Origin of the sequence: Streptomyces sp. WMMC500 (assembly GCF_027497195.1) — a bacterium.
In the GTDB taxonomy this organism is placed as follows: Bacteria; Actinomycetota; Actinomycetes; order Streptomycetales; family Streptomycetaceae; genus Streptomyces.
In genome coordinates this window covers 1,336,936-1,356,795 of record NZ_CP114905.1, presented here as the reverse complement: position 1 = coordinate 1,356,795, position 19,860 = coordinate 1,336,936, and the positions used below count along the sequence as shown (strand labels likewise).

General features: G+C 68.8%; 17 protein-coding genes and 1 pseudogene. 11 read left to right on the top strand and 7 right to left on the bottom strand.

The window, feature by feature from the left end; genetic code table 11:
- Positions 1-20 precede the first annotated feature (20 nt).
- Together O7599_RS05650 and O7599_RS05645 are read right to left on the bottom strand one after the other, a co-directional pair.
- Positions 21-1,067 carry a methyltransferase gene (locus O7599_RS05650; protein ID WP_281620982.1) on the bottom strand — a complete coding sequence of 349 codons (1,047 nt, stop codon included), beginning with the start codon at positions 1,065-1,067 and terminating at the stop codon, positions 21-23.
- A gap of 290 nt (positions 1,068-1,357) precedes the next feature.
- Positions 1,358-1,909 carry an RNA polymerase sigma factor gene (locus O7599_RS05645; RefSeq protein WP_281620981.1) on the bottom strand — a complete coding sequence of 184 codons (552 nt, stop codon included), beginning with the start codon at positions 1,907-1,909 and terminating at the stop codon, positions 1,358-1,360.
- Positions 1,910-1,955: 46 nt separating this feature from the next.
- Here O7599_RS05645 and O7599_RS05640 point away from each other — a divergent pair, with 46 nt between their 5' ends.
- On the top strand, positions 1,956-3,365 hold the full coding sequence (locus tag O7599_RS05640) for a serine/threonine-protein kinase (RefSeq protein ID WP_281620980.1): 1,410 nt from the start codon (positions 1,956-1,958) through the stop codon (positions 3,363-3,365).
- Between the two features lie 169 nt (positions 3,366-3,534).
- Here O7599_RS05640 and O7599_RS05635 read toward each other — a convergent pair.
- Positions 3,535-3,876, bottom strand: a pseudogene (locus O7599_RS05635) (TRIC cation channel family protein); the annotation flags it as partial.
- 827 nt (positions 3,877-4,703) lie between these two features.
- Here O7599_RS05635 and O7599_RS05630 point away from each other — a divergent pair.
- On the top strand, positions 4,704-4,904 hold the full coding sequence (locus O7599_RS05630; protein WP_281620979.1) for a DUF5999 family protein: 201 nt from the start codon (positions 4,704-4,706) through the stop codon (positions 4,902-4,904).
- 273 nt (positions 4,905-5,177) lie between these two features.
- Here O7599_RS05630 and O7599_RS05625 read toward each other — a convergent pair whose 3' ends face one another.
- The 3 genes from O7599_RS05625 to O7599_RS05615 form a co-directional block, all read right to left on the bottom strand.
- On the bottom strand, positions 5,178-6,119 hold the full coding sequence (locus O7599_RS05625) for a hypothetical protein (protein WP_281620978.1): 942 nt from the start codon (positions 6,117-6,119) through the stop codon (positions 5,178-5,180).
- The gene (locus O7599_RS05620; RefSeq protein WP_281620977.1) at positions 6,116-6,505 is read right to left on the bottom strand and encodes a hypothetical protein; all 390 of its coding nucleotides are present in this window, start codon (positions 6,503-6,505) and stop codon (positions 6,116-6,118) included. Before O7599_RS05620 ends, O7599_RS05625 begins: the two co-directional genes overlap by 4 nt.
- Positions 6,506-6,768: 263 nt before the next feature.
- Entirely contained in the window at positions 6,769-7,689 is a 921-nt protein-coding gene (locus O7599_RS05615) for a bifunctional lytic transglycosylase/C40 family peptidase (protein WP_281620976.1), read from the bottom strand.
- Positions 7,690-8,157: 468 nt separating this feature from the next.
- Between O7599_RS05615 and O7599_RS05610 the strand changes: the two genes are divergently transcribed.
- From O7599_RS05610 to O7599_RS05585, 6 genes are read left to right on the top strand one after another with little or no spacing between them, the layout of a single operon-like run.
- Complete coding sequence (locus O7599_RS05610; RefSeq protein ID WP_281620975.1) at positions 8,158-8,640, top strand: DUF6668 family protein; 483 nt, start codon at positions 8,158-8,160, stop codon at positions 8,638-8,640.
- Positions 8,633-8,944: a hypothetical protein gene (locus O7599_RS05605; RefSeq protein WP_281620974.1), complete on the top strand. Its 312-nt coding sequence runs from the start codon at positions 8,633-8,635 to the stop codon at positions 8,942-8,944. The genes O7599_RS05610 and O7599_RS05605 overlap by 8 nt, the downstream gene beginning before the upstream one ends.
- A 24-nt stretch (positions 8,945-8,968) precedes the next feature.
- Positions 8,969-9,718 (top strand): hypothetical protein, encoded by a 750-nt coding sequence (locus O7599_RS05600; protein WP_281620973.1) that lies wholly within the window; start codon positions 8,969-8,971, stop codon positions 9,716-9,718.
- A gap of 32 nt (positions 9,719-9,750) precedes the next feature.
- Positions 9,751-11,082: a hypothetical protein gene (locus tag O7599_RS05595; protein WP_281620972.1), complete on the top strand. Its 1,332-nt coding sequence runs from the start codon at positions 9,751-9,753 to the stop codon at positions 11,080-11,082.
- Positions 11,069-12,577, top strand: coding sequence for an SCO6880 family protein (locus O7599_RS05590; RefSeq protein WP_281620971.1), 1,509 nt, complete (start codon positions 11,069-11,071; stop codon positions 12,575-12,577). Before O7599_RS05595 ends, O7599_RS05590 begins: the two co-directional genes overlap by 14 nt.
- Before the next feature lie 10 nt (positions 12,578-12,587).
- Positions 12,588-14,042 (top strand): ATP/GTP-binding protein, encoded by a 1,455-nt coding sequence (locus O7599_RS05585; protein WP_281620970.1) that lies wholly within the window; start codon positions 12,588-12,590, stop codon positions 14,040-14,042.
- Positions 14,043-14,093: 51 nt separating this feature from the next.
- Here the strand turns inward: O7599_RS05585 and O7599_RS05580 are convergent, their stop codons facing one another.
- A complete protein-coding gene (locus O7599_RS05580; protein WP_281620969.1) occupies positions 14,094-15,140 on the bottom strand; it encodes a methyltransferase in 1,047 nt (348 codons plus the stop codon).
- 344 nt (positions 15,141-15,484) lie between these two features.
- Here O7599_RS05580 and O7599_RS05575 point away from each other — a divergent pair, with 344 nt between their 5' ends.
- The 3 genes from O7599_RS05575 to O7599_RS05565 all read left to right on the top strand — a co-directional run bounded on the left by O7599_RS05575 (position 15,485) and on the right by O7599_RS05565 (position 19,810).
- Positions 15,485-16,222: a DUF4232 domain-containing protein gene (locus tag O7599_RS05575; protein WP_281620968.1), complete on the top strand. Its 738-nt coding sequence runs from the start codon at positions 15,485-15,487 to the stop codon at positions 16,220-16,222.
- Between the two features lie 29 nt (positions 16,223-16,251).
- Entirely contained in the window at positions 16,252-17,841 is a 1,590-nt protein-coding gene (locus tag O7599_RS05570) for a sulfatase (protein ID WP_281620967.1), read from the top strand.
- Between the two features lie 208 nt (positions 17,842-18,049).
- Positions 18,050-19,810 (top strand): hypothetical protein, encoded by a 1,761-nt coding sequence (locus tag O7599_RS05565; protein ID WP_281620966.1) that lies wholly within the window; start codon positions 18,050-18,052, stop codon positions 19,808-19,810.
- Positions 19,811-19,860 lie beyond the last annotated feature (50 nt).

Sequence of the window (19,860 nt, the reverse complement as noted above, 5' to 3'; positions counted from 1 at the left end):
CACGGACACGTCGGCGGATCTCAACCGGGCACCGCCTCCAGCACGGTGACCAGCGACGCAGACGGCATCACATCCACGAGTTCCAGGCCGGCTCGCTGGAAGATGCTTGCGAACTCCTCGGTGCTGCGCTCCCGTCCGGTCGTCAGGGTCAAGACGTTCAGGTCCATCAGCGATGTCAGGCCGGGCGCTGCCACATCATCCACGATGAGCTCCATCACCAGTACGCGCCCGCCTGGCCTGAGGGCTTTGCGGCAGTTGCGCAGGATGCGTACGCAGGCGTCGTCGTCCCAGTTGCGCAGGATGAACTTCAGCAGGTGTACGTCGCCCGGGGGTACACCTTCGAAGAAGTCGCCGCAAACGAAGCTGAACCGGTCGGCGACGCCGAGGCGCACCGCGGACGCCTGCGCCTCGGCGGCCCCGCGCGGGAGGTCGAGCACAATGCCGGTCAGACCGCGATGCCGCCGCATGAGCGTCTGGATGAAGTCTCCGCTGGCGCCGCCGACGTCCACGGCGACACCGACGCCCCTGAGACTGATCACATCGGCGAGTTCCTGGGCCAAGTTGCGGGTGATGGCCCGCACGGCGTTGGTAAGGACTTCGGCGTCTTTCGGTCTGCTTTGGAGCCAGTCGGAGATGGGTGCGCCGAGGGTGGCGTGTGTTTGGTTGGTGCCGGTGCGGATGGCGTCGGTGAGTCTGCCCCAGGGGAGCCAGTGTGATTCGGTGCCGCCCCAGAGTGCGAGGTCGCGCAGGGAGTTGGGGGTGTCGGTGCGCAGGGTGGCGAGGAGCGGTGTGCTGGTGAAGGTGTTGCCGTGGGAGGTGGCGAGGCCGAGTGAGGCGCAGGTTCGTAGGAACCGGAAGGTGGCGTCGGGGTGGAGGGATCCTGCTTCTGCGACTTGGGCGGCGGTGGCTCCGTGGGGGTGGAGGTGGTCGGCGATGCGCAGTTCGGCGGCCGTTCGTACCACCTGGGTGAGCATGTAGCCCGTGATCATCTGGATCAGCCGCCCGGTGTCGCCCGCTGGAGACCGGTCGGAGCCGGCCGCGACAAATGGGTGCTCGAATAATGCCATTCGCGGATCATAAGGCAGTTCTCATGGCAACCTTCTCTATCAGTTGATTAGTCCAATCTCAAGATGATTTAATCCCCCCTCGTGTGATGCCCTGTGCACCGTCCAACCGTCCGGCGGAGACAGCCTCTTCAGCGCTCTCGATGGCGCGCCGCCCGGCTGACCTCGCTCAGCGGAGGACGAGCGAGGTCAGCCGGGTGCTTCTGGTTCGCCCGGCTTCCCCTGGTGCCCCTGCAACGGCTACGGTAACCGTTGGCAGAAGCGAGTCGCGGCTCGCGGGTTGCCGGTCGATGTCACGAAGAGTCGGACAGCCACGGCCTGATCTCACGACGTGCCTGGTGCAGGCGTGACTTCACGGTGCCGAGGGGGACGCCGATCCGTTCGGCGATCTCCGCGTAATCCAACTGGCAGATGTCCCGGTAGACCAGGGAGGTGACCAGGTGGGGATGCTCCCGCTCCAGCCGCTCCAGCGCCTCCAGCAGGTCGATGCGCGACCCGGCGATAACGCTGGTCGTACGCGGGTCCACGTGATAGGCGTCCTCGATCGTGGCCGGCTGTTCGGCCGCCCGGCGCTTCAGCTCGCGGTACTTCTGGCGCGAACAGTTCGCCACCACCATGTACAGCCAAGTGCTGAACCGGCTTCGGCCCTCGAACGAGGAGATCTTTCGGGCCACTTGGAGGAGGGTGTCCTGCGCGGCCTCCTCGGCGTCCTCCCGGCAGGGAAGGAACCTGCCGCAGCGCCGCACGACCTCCGGACGGATGCTCTCCAACAGGGCATCCAGCGCCCTGGTGTCTCCCTTCGCGGCGCGTTCCGCGAGTTCCTCCGTGCCGTCGGCGTACCCCACGACGTGCTCCTCTCGGGCCGTAGCTCAGGGACGAGATGATAGCAATATGAAATCTATGGGACGGATCGGGCGTTACCGTCTCGAGCGACGTCTGGGAGCCGGCGCCTTCTGCGTCGTCTGGCTCGCGTATGACGACGTCCTAGAGGCCCCGGTCGCGGTCAAGGTACTGGCGGAGAACTGGGCCCATCGGCTGGACATCCGGGAACGGTTCCTGGTCGAGGCACGCCTCTTGCGCCGCGCTGATTCGAACCGGGTGGTGCAGGTCTTCGACATCGGTGAACTGCCCGACGACAGACCCTACTTCGTGATGGAGTACGCGGACGGTGGCACCCTCGAAGACCGGCTGGCCGAAGGGCCGCTTTCTGTACAGGAGGCCCTACACCTCACCGCCCAGGCCGCCCTTGCGGCAGCCGCGCTCCACGCGGCGGGCGTCGTGCACCGTGACATCAAGCCCTCCAACGTGCTGTTCCGCACCTCGTTCCGGGACGACAGACCGGACAACGAGGGAACGGTCAGGGTGCTTCTCGCAGACCTGGGGCTGGCGAAGAGTTTGGCCAATGCGTCCGGGCTTACGCTGGCCGCGGGGTCGGCGGGCTACCAGCCACCCGAGCAGGCCGTGCCCGGCGCGGGCATCGACGAGCGAGCCGACGTGTACAGCCTCGGCGCTCTCGGCTACCACCTCCTCACCGGCTGCGTTCCCGGCCCACCGGGGCAGGTCGTCCGACCGGACGAGCAGCGACCCGGGCTGCACGCGGACGTACGGGCGGCGCTGCGGCGTGCGATGGAGCCGGACCGCGAACGGCGCTGGCGCACCGCGCGGGAGTTCGCCGACGAGCTCGGGAGACTCGCCCTCCCGGCCGAGGTGCGGCCCGCTGCCCGGCCTCGCCGCCGAAGCAGGGGAGCGCTCCTCGCCATCGCCTGCGCGGCCGTCATCGCCGCGGGAGGCGTCGGCTGGTGGCAGCTCGGCCAGCCGTCGACGGACACCGTGCAGATCGAGGACTCCACGGGCCGGATCGCCGCCGAGGTGCCCGCACAGTGGGGCCGCCAGATACGCACCTCCGGCTGGCACCCTCAGGCCTTCGGACTCGGCAAGGGAGTTCAGCCCGGGATCGCCGTCGCCGACGATCTCTCCGCGTGGCAGGATCCAGACGCGGCTGTCAACGGCCTCTTCGTCGGCCTCAGTGAGAGGGGTGACGTCGCGGCCATGGTCCGCACCCTCACTCACCACGACTGCCGGTACAAGGGCAACCGCATCTATCAGGGAGCGGACTGGCAAGGGGGGATACGGAGCTGGGACCAGTGCCCGAACGAGAGCGGTGCCGTCATAGAGATCGCTCTCGCTCCGGCGGAGAGCGGCGGTCATCCGCAGGTGTACCTGCAGATCCGCCAGAGCGACGGGAGTGAGGGGAGCGACGCAACCGATCGCATCCTGGATTCCCTGCGCATCGAACGCTGACATTAGTCGGCAGACGGGGCGGAATCCCGACGATGCTACTGAAGCCAGGCCAGAGCCCTGGGCCAGGACGGGCTTTCGGAAACCCGGACCCGAGCGGTGCACGTACGGCCGTGCCCGACTTGCTGCTCACCACCCCACCCGACGAGACCACGCCTCCTACCCCGCCACCGGCAGCCGTTGCGATGCCCAGGGTCACGGCGGCTAGGGGGTTGAGCCCGTACGCGAGTGCTTTGATGGTTCCGGTCACGCTGAACAGGCCCAGCGCAGTGGCGTCGAATACGTCGAATGCCCTTTCGTGGCGCTGCAATCGTGCGCTGAAGAAGACCACCAAGCCGCCGGCAAGCGGAGTGCAGAAGTAACCGAGATCCTGAAAGGCCACGGGCGGGACGCCGATGGCGAGGTCTCGAATCACCCCGCCACCGAGACCGGTGATTTCGGCTAGAGTGATTACCCCGAAGAAGTCGAAATCCTTTCGCACCGCCAAAAAGGCACCGGACAAGGCGAACGCCATGATGCCCAGCAAGTCCATGACGTATGCCACGGTGTCGATCACCTCTTGAGAGGCCATCCGAGTGCCGATCCTTCCATGATGCCCGGAGGGTGCGCATCGGCCCGGTGGACGATGAGACGCCGCCCGGGCCGTAAGTTGCTTCGTGCATCGTAGAAGGACGTTACTGGGATGTTGTTCTGGCGATGAATTATTCCCGGGGATACCTGGTTTAATCCGGATCGGCTGGTCTTCCTGTTTCGCCGCATAGGTTGCGATTTTGGTGGGGTAGGGATTGTGTCTCTCCCGCTCGTCGGGGGTGAGTATCCGTGGCGGCGTACGCGGCACTCGCCTCAACGGGTCAGGCAGTTGCTTCATTCGCTTACGTCAGAGGCGCGAACCTGCAACCGATCACTGCCCGATTCCGAGGAATCCTTGCGAAGAGACCTCTGATCCACGTTGGCCACGCCAGCGGACACACTTGTAGCTCTCGGCGGTTTCCCTCCGGGCATCCGGAGGATCTTGTTGTGGTTTGTCGGTGGTTCGCGGGCTCGGCCATGGCTCGCATCCGTTAACGAACCCATCGCGCCCGTCTCTCGGTTGCCGAACGACCACCTGCGGTAGCTCAACTCGTGCCGGCGTGGGCTTTGCTGCTTGCAGGAGGCCCTACGTGGGGCAGCCGGCCGGACGAACGCCCGGCGGGTCGGATGATGTCGGGTGCTCACCTTCCGTCTGGAATTCCGGTACATCGATGAACTTCTGCCGCCCGCCCAGCCTCCTACGAGATGACAGCAGAACACCGTCCGGCGGCCCCCGGAAGGGCTGCCGGAGCTGACATCGAGAGGCGTCCCATGTGCTCCCACTGGCCACCGTGCCCCGCTGCCGACCGCCCTGACCGCGACGCCGCGCAGATCGTCTCTTTCCACCCCGAGCAGGGCTGGAGCTTGCTGTGCAACGGCACCATCGTCTTCGACGACACCGGGGAGCTGCTGCCCGGCGGGATGGCCATCGCGCCGCGGCGGATCGAGCCCCGCGCCCGTTCCGCCCGATGAGCCTTGGAAGGCAGCCATGAGGCGGATCCAGGTGCTGAGACCCTCCGCCTGTTCCCTCGCCGGCCGCCTCTTCGGACCTCCGCACTCCCTCGGGCACGTCCCTCCCTTACTGACGACTGCCGAGCATCCCTGAGCAGTCGCATCCGCGCTTCACCGCAGGGTCCACCGTCTACTCGTCGGGGCAACCGCCTCGGTGATCGCCCGCGTTCCGGCCGGGCACGGCTGGTTCAGAGGCCGCGTCGCTCGTTTTCGCTTCACGCACCGTGACGATGCTCAGCGTTCGTTGATATCGGTCTCGCTGCCGCTTCGGATGGCGGCGGCTTCGAGTTCGGCCTGCCGGGCTTGGGCTTGGTGGTAGGCGCTGGCGTCGGGGCCGGGGATCTGGGTGCGCATACGCAGGATGCTGTGGCCCGCCCGGGTCGCGGCATCGAGCTCGGTGATAGCCAGCCAGACGTGGTGGGCCTGATCGGCGGCACGCTCGGCCTCCGTGCGATAACCACCGTGCCACCATCTTTCGGCGACGTCGCGCAGTATGGAGACGGCACCAGGGAGGTCACCGCGGACGGCGGCGAGTTCGCCGCGTAGTCGACGGGCGCGCAGGGCCTCAGGGTGGCTGGGGCCGTGAGCGTCCGCGGCCGATTCATCGAGCTGAGCGGCGAGTGCCGCCGCTATGTCGAGATCGCCCGCGTCGATGTGTTGCTGGATGACCCGCGTGGTGTGGATCGGGCCCGGACGAGGCTTACACCGCGGCGGTGGCGCTGGCCGGTCGGCCTCGGCCGGCTCGGTGCGCCGCGGCAGGGCAGGAGCCGGGGGCCGGGTGGCGGAGGGCCCTGAGCCGCGTCGCGGCGGCCCACTCGGTGCGTTCGCCTGCGGTGCCGGTGCCGGTGGCGGTGGCGGTGCGGGTGTCCTTCGAGGGGGAGTGGGCTTGCCCTTCTTGGACTTCTTCCCGGTTCGCCGGGGCGGGCCAGCCTCGCTGACGGTGCCGTCCGGGTGGGCGAGCAGTGGCCAGGCAGTGCCGTCAACGTCCAGCGCTTCGACGCGCACCGGTCGCGGCGGTCGCAAGGTACGGGAGGCGATGTCGGCGACGGCCTGGAGTGCGTGAGCGCGGGAGGGGTAAGGGCCGTGGGGGACGGCCGGGCCGGCGATGGTGACGGCACCCTCCTGGTGCGCGGTGAGGCGGTACAGCGGCCAGGGGGGCACTTTTTCGGTAGTCATCTGCTCCCTCCCTGGATGCTGATCGCGTCGAGCCGCCACGGAGCCTCGGCGTCGTCGCGGTTCAGCTCGGCGAACACCGTGGATGTCTCGGTAGGGCCGGTCCAGTCGTCGCGGCCGCGCGGGGTGATGCTGACGCTCCACTGCCGGTACGCAGTCGTGACCGTGTCCTGCGGACGGCCGGCTTCACTGGCGGGGGCGAGCTGCACCGTGGTGTAGGCGCGGTGCGCCGCCCAGGTGGTCCAGTCGGCACCTGGGGCGGAGCGGGCGGCGGCGTTGCGCAGATGATCGGCGTACTCCTCTGTGCACCATCCTGCTTCGGCCACCCGGCGGCCGGCGTCGTTACGGCCCTTGTCGAGCGCGGTGTCGTAGCTGAACAGGCCGGTCACGATTCTCCGACTGACGGCGGTGGCGTCGCGCTCGTCGACGTCGCCGGGACTGGGGATGCGCCCCCTCGGCGTGCCGCGCGCACCAGGCTCCAGGGTCGCGGCCGGCGTCGGGCCGGCAGGCTCCTCGTACGGGCCGGGGCCAGTGGGCGGCGGTGCGCTGGTACTTGAGGCCGGCGTGGGGTCGTCGCTTCCGCCACAGCCGGTGAACAGCATGACTGCCGCGGTTGTGGTGGCGGCGGCCCGGGCCCACCTCGGCGGCGTCGTCATCCGTACCTCCGGTAGTCCTGGGGCTTGCTCGCGTAGTAGGGATCGTCGAGTTCGGAGACCTTCACGACGTCGCCGGTGCGGGGCGCATGGATGAACTGGCCGGACCCCAGGTAGATGCCGATATGGTCTACCGAGCCCCCGTTGAGGACGAAGCCGATGGCGTCTCCGGGAAGCAGCCGGCTGCGCGGGACGGCATCGCCGACGGTGGCCTGTGCCTGCGAGACACGCGGCAGCAGCACCTTGCCGTCGGAAGCGTGGTACACGGCGTACTGGACCAGACTGCTGCAGTCGAATCCCCGGATGCCGGCGCCCTGGGCGAAGCCATAGGACGGGCCGCCGGGTCCGCCGCCCCCCCAGCTGTAAGGGACACCGAGCTGTTCCTTGGCGTAGCGGACGACACGTGCCCCGAACTCACTGCCGGGCTCGCTGTCACGGATGCCGTATTCGGCGACGAGCTGCTGGATCCGGGAGACGTATGCCTGCGTCTCAGGATACGGCGGGATGCCGCCGTAAACTTGTACGGCGCCGGGGCCGGCGTTGTAGCCGGCCAGCATCAGCTCCGTGGGGTCGCCCTCGATCCCCCGCACCTTCTCGGCCAGCCAGCAGTCGTACCGGCCCTGCGTCATGATTGCGTCAGCCGGGGTCCGCGGATCCGCCTCGCCGTCACCGTCCGCGTCGACGCCCCATGTTGCCCAGGTACCCGGCATGAACTGGGACATGCCGGTGGCGCCGACAGGGCTGACGGCGTGAGGGTCCCAACCGGACTCGGCGTCGATCTGGGCGGCGATCAGCGCCGGCGAGACGGCATCGCACAACTCGCCGGCCTGAAGCACCCACGGCTCGTACTCGTCGGGGATCTTCTGCCCGTTGAGCCCGAGTTCCGCAGCCGCAGGACCGTCCGTTGCTCCGCCGATCACGGCGAGGCCGGTGGCCGCGAGCAGAACGCACGCGGCTGCGCCGATGGCGGCGTGCCCAGCCGCTCTCACGGCACCACACTCGGGGACGTCGCTCTGTCAGCTCGCGCATGCGGATCAGCACCTCGCCGCAGTCGGCCGGCAGCCACTCGCCCATGTGCGCCACGTCCGCGCATCCTGACGACGCGGGTCTCACTCGGGCGCGGGCTCGACTGACAGTTAATGTCAGTATATGTGGCCTGAGTTGTGCATACGCTAAGGTGTGCGACCGATTGCGGCCACATGGCTACACTCAGAACGCGCATCGACTCTGTAAGGGAGTTGATCATGGTTGAGCCTTCGGGGAATCCGTGGCTGACGTCGGCGCCATCGCCTGCTTCGTACGACGCTGCTTCCGAACCCCTGGTTCGGGGGGATTCCGATGCGCGGCGAGCGGTGCAGCCGCAGCCCGGTGTGGTGACACCGCCTGCGGTGGGTCTGGGGATTGCCCATCCCGAGACGGGGGCCACGGCCCGCTGGTGGTGGGTGGGCTGCCACGGAGGCGCCGGCACCTCGACCCTGCATGCCGCGGTGGGCCGCGACACCCGGGAGGCGGGGCAGTACTGGCCGGTGCCGCGGACCGCCGGCGTGCGGCATCAGGTCGTGCTGGTCGCCCGGTCGCACGCGTACGGGCTCCAGGCGGCGCAGCGAGCCGCGCGACAGTGGGCCTCCGGGTCGGTGCCGGGAGTCGAGCTCCTCGGGCTGGTCGTCATCGCGGACGCCCCTGGGAACCTGCCGCGCCCGCTGCGAGACCTGATGCGACTGGTGTCCGGCGGCGTCGCGCGGTCCTGGAGCGTGCCGTGGATCGAGGAATGGCGGCTGGGTGAGCCGCCCGCCGAGTACCTTCCCCGCGAGCTGCAGCGTGTGGCTCGTGATCTGGCCCGTCTCACCGAAGCGGGGTCTCACCATGCCTGATCTGCAAGTTCTCCACGTCCTCAGTTCTTTCGCCGACTCCCTGCCGTACACCGATCTCGCCCAGGTGCCCGACCCTAAGGGCGGAGGAAATCCACCCGGCTGGGAAAAACTCGTCAGGGTGCTGCGTTGGGTATTCCGAGGTGTGACGCTGCTCTGCGTGGTCGGAATCCTTGTCGTGGCCGGACGAATGGCCATTGCGCACAGCCGCGGCGAGGGCCGCGAGCACCTGCGCGGCCTGGGAATCGTCATGGGCGCCTGCGTCCTGGCCGGCTCTGCCTCGGGCATCGTCTCTGCGCTGATCTGACCCTTCCTCGGAAGGAGTTGCACCGTGAGCACACCCAGACCGCTTCAGGACGACCGGCGGCGCAGCCAGTGGACGCGCCCGGGGTTCGTTGCGGCGGGTGGGTTCCTTTCCGTGGTCGTCCTGCTGTTCGCCGTCGTCCTGGTCGCAGGGATGGACGGCGAGGACTCCGCCGGTCCGGCGTCGCCGTCTGGGGCGCCGGGCTCCCGGCCGGATGACAAGGGCGCAGAGAACGGTGAGAACGGCTGCCCGGAGCCGGCCGAGAGCAGCGAGGTGCCGACTGAGCCGCCACCGGCGACCTGGGAGCTGTACCGAACCGTGGCCCTGCCGGTGTCGAAGGAGGCGGGGCCGGCGGTTGTCGACGGCGACCTGGCACGTTGCTACGCCCGGTCGCCCACCGGGGCGGTGATGGCGGCGGCGCAGATCGGTCACCGCGTCGCGCTGGCGGAGGACTGGCGGGCCGTGGTGGACGAACAGACCTATGGGAACGCCAAGGGGGCCATGGTCACCGCCCGGGAGAAGGCGGCTGAGTCGGCGTCGCCGCCGGCCCCGCAGCCCGGGGAGCTCGGTCAGATCGCGGGGTTCGATGTCATCACGTACACGGGGGACATGGCAGTGATCCAACTGGTGACCCGGTTCACCGGGGGCACGCTGCAGGTCTCGACGAGCACCCTCCGCTGGACCGAGGGCGACTGGCGATACGAGATTTCCGACACCGGGGCACCCCAGAAGACCCTCACCACGCTCGACGGCTACACGGAGTGGGGCGGAGTCTGATGGGCTGGTGCGACTCTCTTGCGGAGGTGCCTGTGCCGCCGCCCCCGGCGTGCAGGGGCAAGGATGCGGCGCAGGACGCGGTCGGCGACGGCACGGCCAGCGGCTGGGAAGAGATTGTCGAGAGCTTCCAGGACGCGGCCGTCTGGACCGTCAAGGAACTGGCCACCAGTTGGATGCGAGTGGAAAGCCCGGGACTTGACCAGGACGCCGGGCCGGTCGGCTTCCTCCGGGACAGCACCATCTGGCTGACGAGCTGGGTGGCGGTGCTGTGCCTCGTCGTGGCCGCAGGCCGGCTGGCGTGGGAGCGGCGTGCCGAGCCGGCCCGGCTGGCGGCGGCAGGGGTACTCCGGCTGGTCGTCGTCTCCGCGGTCGCCGTCGCTGTGATCAACTTGCTCGTCAAGGCGGGCGATTCGTTCAGTATCTGGATCATCAACCGGTCCACCGGGTGCGGAGACGCCACCGACACGCAGCGCTGCGTCGACGCCTTCGGGGAGCGCGTTCTCGTGCTGACGGCGTTCAGCTACGGTGTGGACGAACCGCTGCTCGGGCTGATCTTCATCATGGCCCTGGTGCTGACCGTCGCCGGCATCGTGCAGATCGCGTTCATGCTGGCGCGCAGCGCCATGCTGGTCATTCTGGCCGGTACTCTGCCGCTGGCCGCGGCCGCCTCCTCGACGGAAGCCGGCAGGGCCTGGTTCCAGAAACTGGCGGCGTGGCTCGTCGCGTTCATCCTCTTCGAGCCGGCCGCGGCGATCGTGTACGCCGCCGGGTTCGCCAGCATCGGGCGTGGCGAGGATGGCGACTTCACCACCCAGGTCACCGGCGTCATGCTGCTGATTCTGGCGACGTTGACGCTGCCGGCGCTGCTGCGGGTCGCCGTACCGGCGGTCACAGCGGTCGGGGGCCGGCCGACGGCCGTCGGCGCCCGCGGCGTGGGGCAGGCCATCGCCACCGGCGCGATAGCCGTCAGGACCGGTGGCGGTTCCCCGGCATCGAGGAGGGCGGTCGCGCCGGGCGGCAGCGGGCAGCCGGGCGTCTCCGGGGCAGGGTCCACCGCGGGCGGGAGGCCCCGCGTGAGCCCGGGCGGCGGGACTGGTGGCGGCAAGCCCGGTGGTCGGGCAGCGGGCAAGGGGGACGCGCCGGCGCCGTCGGCCTGGACCAGCCCGCATGTGCCGTCGCAGGGGTTGTCCCCCGTGCGGCGGCAGCACCAGATGGGCGTCATCGGCAACGGTTCCCCGCGCGGGGACGGGGGTGCCCGCGCTCCGGGCGAGCGCGAGTGGGGCGAAGCCGATGAGATCCCCGGCGTACCGCCCGATGGCGGGCGCGGGCAGGGTGACGAGGGAGGCCGGCGTGACCACGGGTGAGGCGGCACCGCGACAGCAGCGCACGTACGGCAACTGGCGGCGTCCGGAACGCGGCGGTATCGGCCGGCTTAGCCTGGGTGCCACCCTCCTGCTACTCGGCGGGATGATCGCCGTGGTACTGGGGATGCTCGTCTCTGTCGTGGTGGCCCTCGTGCTCGGGGTACTGCTGCTCATCGCGCTCGCCCCGTTGGCGGTCAAGGACCGGCACGGGCGCACACTGCTGATGCGTACCGTCGCACGAGCGGCCTGGCGCCGGCAGGTCAGGACGGGAGCCCACCTGTACCGGTCCGGGCCGCTGAGCCACATCGGCCACGGCACATGCACGCTGCCGGGGCTGGCCGCGTCCTCGACGGTCAGCGAGCATCGGGACGCCTACGGCCTGCCCTTCGCGATGATCACCTACCCCGACAGCAACCACTACGTCGTGGCGCTGAACTGTGATGCCGACGGCGCATCCCTGGTGGATCAGGACCAGGTCGACACCTGGGTTGCCCACTGGGGAACGTGGCTGGCGTCGCTGGCCACCGAGCCCGGTCTGGTCGGCGCCACCGTGACGGTGGAGGCGGCCCCGGACTCCGGGCTACGGCTGCAGCACGAGGTACGCGGCAACACCGCGCCGGACGCGCCCGCGCTCGCCATGCAGATGCTTGAGGAAGTACTGCACGAGTACCCGGCCGGCTCGGCGCAGATCACGACACGGATCGCGCTCACGTACTCCGGCGCGGCCCACGCCGGGCACGACCGACGCGGCCCGGAGGAGATGGCCGTGCTGCTGGGCCATCGGCTGCCCGGACTGACGTCGGGGCTCGCGATGACCGGCGCCGGCGCAGCCCGGGCCATGACGGCGATGCAGTTGGCCGAGGCGGTCCGCATCGCCTACGACCCGTCCGTCGGGACGCTGGTCGAAGAGGCCCACGGGCACCCGGGGGGCAGCGGTCTGACGTGGGACCAGGCGGGCCCTGCCGCGGCACAAGAGGCGTGGGATCACTACCGGCACGACTCGGCGGTGTCGGTGACCTGGGTCATGGCCGAGGCGCCGCGCGGTGAGGTGCTCCCGTCCGTGCTGACCGGGCTGCTCGCCCCCAGCGAGCACGTCGCGCGCAAGCGGGTGACGCTGGCATACCGGCCGCACGATCCGGCCGCGGCGGCTCGGTTGGTCGAACGCGACCGCAAGGACGCCGTCTTCCGGGCCGGGCAGTCCCCCCTCGGGCGGGCACGGGACGACGTGGCGGTGCGGGCCGCCGAGCAGACGGCAACGGAGGAAGCCTCGGGCGCCGGCGTCACCCGCTTCGGGCTGTACGTCACCGCGACGGTGGCGTCGGCCGGGGAACTGCCTCGCGCCGAGGCGGCCATCGACAACCTGTCCGCGCCCGCGCGCATAGCGCTGCGCAAGGCGGCGGGTTCACAGGCCGCCGCGTTCGCCGCATGCCTGCCGATCGGCCTGGTGATCCCGCTGCATCTGACGCTCCCGACCGCGTTCCGAGACAACCTGTAGAGGGGAACCCATGGCGACGACCTCCAGCGGCCGACGGCCGCGACGCCCGGGCCCGCGCGGCTGGCCGGGCCGCGGCGGCGGCGCATGGCACTACCTGGACGCCCCGCCGGAGTGGCGCGGCACCACGGTCCAGGTGTGCGGCCTGTGGCCGTACGGAGCTGGCTCCGGCACCCCGATGATCGGAGTTCCGCTGGGCAGGGATCTCCACTCCGGTGCGACTGTCTGCTGCGATCCGATCAGTTGGTTCCAGCGCGCTCATCTGATCAGCAACCCGAGCCTGTTCGTCCTGGGGCAGCCCGGACTCGGGAAGTCCACGGTGGTACGCCGCATGGCGCTCGGCCTCGCCGGCTATGGCGTACATCCGATGGTCTTCGGGGACCTCAAGCCCGACTACGTCGAGCTGATCCGCGCCGTGGACGGTCAGGTCATCACCCTCGGCCGTGGCCGCGGCTACCTCAACGTGCTGGACCCCGGCGAGAGCAGGACCGCCGCCGAGCGGCTGACCGGCGAAGCCCGCCGCGCACTCCTGGCCGACGCACACGGCCGGCGACTGCACATGGTCTCAGCCCTCATCACCATCCTGCGCCGGGAGCCTCCCAGTGATCGGGAGGAGACCATCCTCAACGCGGCGCTGAAGATCCTCGATGAGCGGCACGCCGGCATCCCCGTGCTTGGTGATCTGGTGCAGATCATCAAGGACGCCCCCGAAGGAGTCCGGGCGGTTGCCCTCGACCGCGGCGACCTCGACCGCTACCGGGACATCACCGAAGCGCTGGAGTCGTCGTTGACCGCACTGCTGGGCGAGGGACGCTTGGGCGAGACCTTCGCCCACCCCACCTCCGAACCCATGCAAAGGGACCGGCCGGTGTGCTTCGACGTGTCGTCCATCGACGACTCGGAGATGTTGCTGCAGGCCGCGGCGCTGCTGTCGTGCTGGTCCTACGGCTTCGGGGCAGTCGCCGCTGCTCAAGCACTCGCCGACGCCGGGCTGGAGCCGCAGCGTCACTACTTTCTTGTCCTCGACGAGCTGTGGCGGGTGTTGCGCGCCGGCACCGGCCTGGTCGACCGCGTGGATGCCCTCACCCGGCTGAACCGGCAGCGGGGCGTTGGGATGGCCATGATCACCCACACCATGAAGGACCTGCTCTCCCTGCCCGGCGAGGAGGACAGGATGAAGGCGCTGGGCTACGTCGAGCGGGCCGGAATGGTGATCTGCGGAGGGCTCCCGAAGGAAGAGATGCCGCGCCTGACACAGATCGTCGACCTGTCGGGGACCGAGCGGGGGATGCTCACCGCGTGGTCCACTCCGCCAGGGTGGGACACCGCGGCCAGCGCCGAGACCGAGCCGCCCGGGCGGGGCAACTTCCTGGTAAAGGTGGGCGGCCGGCCCGGCATCGCACTGCACGTCGACCTGACGACCGCGGAGGCGGACGTCAACGACACCAACCGGAAGTGGCAGAACTGAGCGGTCCGAATCGAGCCCTCGGCATCGAGGGCCCGCTGCCTGCCGAAGTGCTCAACCGGGCACGGCCTTCAGCACGGAGACCATGGACGCAGAGGGTGTCACCTCGACGAGTTCCAGGCCGGCGCGCTGGAAGACGCTTGCGAACTCCTCGGTGCTGCGCTCCCGTCCGGCCGTCAGCGCCATCATGTTCAGATCCATCAGCGAGGCCAAGCCCGGCTCCTGCGTGTCGTCGACGAGGAGTTCCATCACCAGTACATGCCCGCCTGGCCTGAGGGCTTTGCGGCAGTTGCGCAGGATGCGTACGCAGGCGTCGTCGTCCCAGTCGTGCAGGATGAACTTCAGCAGGTGTACGTCGCCCGGCGGTACGCCTTCGAAGAAGTCGCCGCCCACGAAGCTGAACCGGTCCGCGACACCGAAGCGCACCGCCGACGCGCGCGCGTCGGCGGCCACGCGCGGGAGGTCGAGCACGACGCCGGCCAGCCCCGGATGGCGCTGCATGAGCGTCTGCACGAGATTTCCGGCGGCACCGCCAATGTCTACGGCGACCCCGACGTCCTCAAGATCGACTACGTCGACCAGTTTGTGCGCGAGATCACCGGTCATGGCGGTCATGGCGTCGGTGAAGATCTCGGCGTCTTTCGGTCTGCTTTGGAGCCAGTCGGAGATGGGTGCGCCGAGGGTGGCGTGTGTTTGGTTGGTGCCGGTGCGGATGGCGTCGGTGAGTCTGCCCCAGGGGAGCCAGTGTGATTCGGTGCCGCCCCAGAGTGCGAGGTCGCGCAGGGAGTTGGGGGTGTCGGTGCGCAGGGTGGCGAGGAGCGGTGTGCTGGTGAAGGTGTTGCCGTGGGAGGTGGCGAGGCCGAGTGAGGCGCAGGTTCGTAGGAACCGGAAGGTGGCGTCGGGGTGGAGGGATCCTGCTTCTGCGACTTGGGCGGCGGTGGCTCCGTGGGGGTGGAGGTGGTCGGCGATGCGCAGTTCGGCGGCCGTTCGTACCACCTGGGTGAGCATGTAGCCCGTGATCATCTGGATCAGCCGCCCGGTGTCGCCCGCTGGAGACCGGTCGGAGCCGGCCGCGACAAAGGGGTGCTCGAACAATGTCATACAATAATGCCCCTCTCAATTCGGTCCGCGCTGAGGAAGAGGAACCTGTCGGGGAGTTGAAGCGGCGCCGTGCCGGGCTTTCCTTCCGTCCGCGGATCATAAGACACACTTCGTGAGCGATGTCCCTACAGCCTAATATTCCGACACCAGGATGAAATAATCCGCTCCAGCGCGCCGGGACGTACCCTCATCCACTACTCGTTGCCTTCGCTTTTCCCACTCGGGCTCGACCCTGGCTGCGTTCCGTGCGAACCAGCGTGCCGTGCGGTGCATCAGACATCGATAACGGAACACATATGCCTCAGCACCCATGTCCCACGAGCATGAGCTGAAGGAGTACATGCATGGTGATCTGCCGACGAGGTGAAGCGCCGAGAGATTCCGTGGACGCCATACCAGCGCGCGGGAAACGTGCAAGCGTCAGCCGGGCGGCACTGGCCTCCGGCCTTGCCGTGTTGGGCCTGCTCCTCAGTGCCTGCGCAAGCGGGGCGGACGACGCCGGCGGCCCGGCGAACCTGACGGGCCAGGCGGAGCCGGCTCCCGACGGCCCGGCCGAGACCGAGACCGACGGTGAGTCGGGCACCGAATCCGGCCGTCCCCCACCGTCGTCCCCGGCGGAGGACGGCGAAGGCGACGCGGGCCGGCCGGTGGAGGACGGCGGGACCGGGACCCGCTGCGATTCGTCCGGTCTGAGCGCGTCGGTCGGCGCGAACCGGCCGGGTGCGGGGAAGGAGAACTACCCCCTCGTCGTCACCAACGAATCCCTTCAGCCCTGCGTTGTCTACGGCTACCCGGGCGTGGCCTTCGTGGACAGCGCTGGAAACCAGATGGGTCATGACCCGGAGCGTGACGGATTGACCAGGTCCACTTCCGTCATTCTGGATTCTGGTCAGAGCGCTTGGGCAGGGCTGTCCTTCGGGAATCCGGACATCAGCGGAGCACATACCGCAGTCCCCGATTCCCTCCACCTCACCCCTCCCAACGAGACCAAGTCCCTGGAGGTGGCCTGGACACAGGGCGAGGTGCCCGTTTCGGGCGATGTCCCGACGATCTCCGCCTTCCGCCGCGGCACCGGTAACTGACCCGCACAGAACCTAGGTGGTTTCGAGAGATGGTCCGTAGTTTTCGGCCGTGGCTGCTGATTGCGCTCCTGCTGACGTCCTGCGAGAGCGACGGTCTCGTCGTCCAGCCGCCGGCTGGCTCGTCGCCGTCCCCCAAATCGGTGAGCGGCACGCCCCGCAGTGAATCGGTCCCGCTTCCGTCGCACTCCCCATCCCCATCCCACTCCCGCTCTCCGTCCCGCAGCCCGATCTCCGAAGGCCGCAGGCCGAACATCGTTTACGTACTCACCGACGATCTCGACTGGAATCTGGTGCGGCATATGCCGGAGGTCCAGGAACTGCAGAAGGACGGGGTGACCTTCACCGACTTCTTCGCCACCAACTCGCAGTGCTGCCCCTCGCGCACGTCAATCTTCACCGGTCAATACCCCCATAATTCGGGTGTTTTCACCAACACCGGTAAGGACGGTGGTCTTGGCGCCTTCGTCCGAAACGGCAACGAGGCCAAGTCCTTCGCGCCGGCGTTGCAGAAGGCGGGGTACCGGACCGGGTTCATGGGGAAGTATATGAACGGCTACTACCCGGGTGCGGACGGCAACCCGAAGCGGAACATCCCCCCGGGCTGGGACGAGTGGGCCGTGGCCGGGAACGCTTATTCCAACTTCGACTACACCCTGAATGAGAACGGCGAGGTCGTTGAGTACGGACATGAACCCAAGGACTATCTGACGGATGTGCTGTCGAGGAAGGCGACATCCTTCATCGGCAAGTCCGCGCAGGCGAACCAGCCTTTCATGCTGGAACTGGCCACCTTCGCACCCCACGGCCCCTCCACTCCGGCCCCCAGGGACCAGGCAGGGTTTCCCGGCCTGGCGGCACCCCGCACCGACGCCTTCGACCACGCCACAGTCAACGGCCCGAAGTGGCAGCGGCGGCTTGCGCCCCTGACAGTCCGGGAGAAGCAGGACTTCGACAGCAAGTTCGCCAAGCGTGTCTGTTCGGTGCAGTCGATCGACGACCTGATCGGGCAGCTACGCCGCACCCTGAAGGCGCACGGAGTTGCCGAGAACACCTACGTCGTCTTCGGTTCCGACAACGGGTTCCACATGGGCGAGCACCGACTGCGCCCAGGCAAGCAGACCGCTTACGACACCGATATCAATGTGCCCCTCGTGGTAATGGGCCCCCGTGTCCCTGCGGACGAGAAAGTCTCCGGCATCGCCGCCACCATCGATATCAAACCCACCTTCCTGGACCTCGCAGGGCTGCGCCCGCCGGCCACCGTCGACGGTGAGAGCCTCACCGGCCTGATGCACGGCCACGCAGAAAAAGACTGGCGTCAGGCCGTCCTCGTCGAGCACCGGCATACTTCCCCCCAGGAAGGGGACCCCGATGCTGCGCCGATGAACACCGGCAACGCGCCGAGCTATCACGCGATGCGCACCGCCGACGCCTTGTACGTCGAGTACGCCCACGGCGAGCGTGAGTACTACGACCTCGATTCCGACCCCGACCAACTGACCAATCAGTGGGACGACCTGCCGTCGGCCGACCGCAGGAAGCTGCACGCCTGGCTGGCCGATCTGAAGGCGTGCGAAGGCGCGGACGAATGCCGAGCCGCCGCACGCCGTCCGTCCTGACTCGCGCGACCGTCATGGGAGATATCGAATGAGCCGCGTCGGCCGGCGCCAATTCCTCGGGGGCACCGTAGCCTTCGCCCTCGGTGGCGGTGCGGGCGCCTGCAGCGCGGACGGCGACCCCGACCCCAGTCCCAGCGGATCGGCGAGCACCGTCATCACCGTCGACGCATCCCGTACCGGGCCGGCCGTCAGTCCGTACACGACCGGCGTGAACGGTGCCAAGTGGTACAACGACGGATTCGGGGTGTGGGATCCCGACACGGAATCCCCGGTGCCGCGGGCAGTGGAACACATCCGGGCCAGCGGTGTCCGCATGATCCGCTATCCGGGCGGCACTTCCTCCAATCTCTTCGACTGGAGGGCGGCGATCGGCCCGCAGGACCAGCGCCGCCCCCAGGTCGAGGGCCAGGACGGCGAGGAGGTGGACAGCCGTTACGGCCCCGATGAGTACATGCAGGTCATGAAAGCCCTCGGTGCCACACCGCAGATCATGGCCCCCTTCGTCGGCTCGACTCCCGACGAGATTGCCGCTTGGGTCGCGTACATGAACGCCCCGCAGGGCAATACGTGGGGCGATCTGCGCGCCGCGAACGGCCATCCCGAACCCTACGGGGTACGGGACTGGGAGATCGGCAACGAACTGTTCGGGGAGAACCAGCGCTACTGGATGAGCCGCGACACAGCAACCGCTCTGCGGCAGTACGCCTTCGGCGGTACGGAGCGGCAGGTCAACCAGGAGGTGGGCACGCCCACCGACCACCGGCACCGGGCGAGCCACAGCACCGGCGCGCCGGATCAGGTCTTCGCCGTGCACTACCCGCCCGTGGTTCCCGGCACCCAGACCGTCCGCGTCGGCCGCGCCACCTGGAGCGAGGTCGACGACCTCGACTCCGCCGGCCCGTATGATCCCGTCTACGCCTTCGACGCCGACAGCGGCACCATCCGCTTCGGCGACGGCAAGCACGGCAGGGTGCCCCGGAGGAACGCGAAGATCACCGCCGACTACGACTCGGGACCGCACGCCGGATTCGTCGATTACTACGCCAAGATGAAGGCCGTCGACCCCCACATTCGGATATACGCCGTCTGGGCACCGGTCGAACAGGGGAAGCTGGACACGCAGACCAGCTTCCCGGCGCTCCTGGCGGACGAGGGCCCCGGCGACGCCTACGACGGCATCGCTATCCATCCATACACGAACTTCAGCCGTGACCTGGGCGCCGACCGATTTCCGGACCGCCGAGCGGGACACGACTACCAGATGCTCGGCGACGCCGCCGCGGGCCGAGCGGTCGCCGATCTGCAGGACGAGGCACGCAGACACGGCCGCAACGACGCGCTGATCGCGGTCTCCGAGTCCGGCGCACTCTTCTTCGGCGGCAACCGCAGATCCGCCAAGGCATTCCGCGAGTACGCGTACGCCGTGTCACACGCCCTGTACATGGCGTCCCAGTGGGTGCGATTCACCGAACTCGGCGTCCCCTGGACCGCGGGCAACGACATGATCGGCGACGAGCCGGGCCGCTCGCGCTCACTCCTCGGAGGGCCCCCGGACTACATCCGGTCCGTGGACTCCATCGTCCGCGAACAGCTCAAGCACTTCTTTCAGAGTGAGGGCCACGTCACCGCAGTGCAGATGGCGGGCAACCCGGAGGTACACACGCGCGACACCCCCCTGGGATCGTCCTACGACGCCCTCCTCGCCACGGCAGCGATCGGGAACGACGGCTCACTTCGCCTCGTCGTCGTCAACCGCTCACCCGAGGCCGGCATAGCGACGCACATCAAGTTGGACGGCTTCCGCCCCGCCGACCACGCGGAGGTGTCCGTCGTGACCGGCCACTCTTACCACGATGCCGGCCCGGTGGCCATCGACCGGTCTCGGAGCCGCACGGACGACACCGGTCTTGAGTTCACCTTCGCGGCACACTCGGTTACCCTGCTGCGCTTCACCCCCCTGGCCCGCTGATCACGGCTCCTGCCCGATGCAGCGGCGGTTCCGGAGTGGCTGAAAAGTGT

Excerpts from the sequence above, each read along its gene's own strand:
- O7599_RS05650 (WP_281620982.1), bottom strand. The coding sequence starts at position 1,067 with ATGGCATTATTCGAGCACCCATTTGTCGCGGCCGGCTCCGACCGGTCT.
- O7599_RS05640 (WP_281620980.1), top strand. The coding sequence starts at position 1,956 with ATGAAATCTATGGGACGGATCGGGCGTTACCGTCTCGAGCGACGTCTG.
- O7599_RS05630 (WP_281620979.1), top strand. The coding sequence starts at position 4,704 with ATGTGCTCCCACTGGCCACCGTGCCCCGCTGCCGACCGCCCTGACCGC.
- O7599_RS05625 (WP_281620978.1), bottom strand. The coding sequence starts at position 6,119 with ATGACTACCGAAAAAGTGCCCCCCTGGCCGCTGTACCGCCTCACCGCG.
- O7599_RS05605 (WP_281620974.1), top strand. The coding sequence starts at position 8,633 with ATGCCTGATCTGCAAGTTCTCCACGTCCTCAGTTCTTTCGCCGACTCC.
- O7599_RS05585 (WP_281620970.1), top strand. The coding sequence starts at position 12,588 with ATGGCGACGACCTCCAGCGGCCGACGGCCGCGACGCCCGGGCCCGCGC.
- O7599_RS05580 (WP_281620969.1), bottom strand. The coding sequence starts at position 15,140 with ATGACATTGTTCGAGCACCCCTTTGTCGCGGCCGGCTCCGACCGGTCT.
- O7599_RS05575 (WP_281620968.1), top strand. The coding sequence starts at position 15,485 with ATGGTGATCTGCCGACGAGGTGAAGCGCCGAGAGATTCCGTGGACGCC.
- O7599_RS05570 (WP_281620967.1), top strand. The coding sequence starts at position 16,252 with ATGGTCCGTAGTTTTCGGCCGTGGCTGCTGATTGCGCTCCTGCTGACG.